The organism is Vibrio sp. YT-18 (genome assembly GCF_033337345.1).
GTDB lineage: Bacteria > Pseudomonadota > Gammaproteobacteria > Enterobacterales > Vibrionaceae > Vibrio > Vibrio alginolyticus.
This window is the reverse complement of sequence record NZ_JAWOQO010000096.1, coordinates 1-1,519: the sequence shown is the minus strand read 5'-3', so window position 1 is coordinate 1,519 and position 1,519 is coordinate 1. Positions and strand designations below refer to the sequence as shown.

The following is a 1,519-nucleotide window of genomic DNA, read 5'->3' as shown; positions in this document are numbered from 1 at the left end:
TGTTGTGACTTCCATTGTACTGGTACTTGTGATGGTCACCTTTATCGGTGAAGCGATTCGAGCGGCTTTCGACCCGAAAAAATTCACACGCTATGTTTAAGCATGCATTGTGAGCAAAACATAAAAAAGGGAAGTTTTATGAAAAGAATAATTTTAGCGTCCACGCTAAGCGCCCTAAGTTTTGGTGCGATGTCAGCGACGCTACCGACTGACTTAAACTGGCAAACGAACTGGGATGAGCCTCAATATGGCTCTCCTGAAGCAAAGCGTGGCGGGACTTACCGCACTTTCATGTCGAGCTTTCCTCAGACTCTACGCAGTGTTGGTCCTGATGCAAACTCTGGTTTACGTTCTTTCATCTTGGATGAAACGCCAGGGTTGGTGGTTCGCCACCCAGATACGCTTGAATTCATCCCTGAGCTAGCCAATGAGTGGGCATTAGCGGGTGACAATAAAACGGTTTATTTCAAACTGAACCCACAAGCTAAATGGTCGGATGGCAAGCCAGTCACGGCAGACGATTTTGTTTTTATGCTTAAGTTTTACCGCTCGAAAGACATTTTAGAGCCTTGGTACAACGACTATTACAACAAAACGGTTGCTGATGTTATCAAATTTGACGATCACACCTTCGCCGTGAAGGCCGCGAAAGAGCTCAATCCAGAAGAGTTGTTGTTGAGAATGGGGGCGCTACGTCCTCGTCCTGCTCATTTCTATGCGAATCCGAAGAAAGACGAGAACGGTGACGGCATTCATGATGATTTTGTGCGCTACTACAACTTTAAAAGTGAACCAACCACCAGCGCTTATTACTTAGCCGACGTCAAAAAAGGTAAAAGCGTTACCTTTAAGCACGTAGGTGAGGACTGGTGGGGTTATACCAATAAGTACTACGAGAATCGCTATAACGTCGACAAAATTCGTATCACGGTTATCCGCGATAGTGATATTGCGATGAAGCACTTCGAAAAAGGTAAGTTGGACGCATTTGGATTGGTTTTGCCAAGTCTATGGCATGACAAATCCAATACTGCCCCTTATCAAAAGGGTTATATTGAGAAGTTCTGGGGTTACAACCAATATCCAGTTGGTGCTGGTGGCGTTTGGATAAACACGGCCATGCCTCTACTTGATGACTTAAACATTCGCAAAGGGATCACTTACGCGACAGATTTCGACGGCATGATCGAGAATGTTATGCGTGGAGACTACAGTCGTAAACCCAACCCAACGGGCTTTGGGCATGGTAAGTACACGTTACCAGATGTGACAGCGCCAAAGTTTGAACCAGAAAAAGCGGCGGCAGCGTTTGAAGCTGCGGGCTTCGATAAGATTGGTTCCGATGGTATTCGCGTGAATGATAAAGGTCAGCGTTTGAGCTTTGAATTGACGTACTCATCTCCAGTTCATACACCGCGTATTGCTTTCTTGCGTGAACAGGCAAAATTGGCAGGGTTGGACATTGAGCTGAAGCTGATTGATGGTTCATCGATGTTTAAGTATGTGCGTGCGAAAAAAC

General features: G+C 45.7%; 1 protein-coding gene. It reads left to right on the top strand.

Annotation, left to right across the window (positions count from 1 at the left end; all coding sequences use genetic code 11):
- Positions 1 to 138: 138 nt before the first annotated feature.
- A partial coding sequence (locus R7M72_RS24575) for an extracellular solute-binding protein (protein ID WP_318056399.1) occupies positions 139 to 1,519 on the top strand: 1,381 nt, incomplete at its 3' end.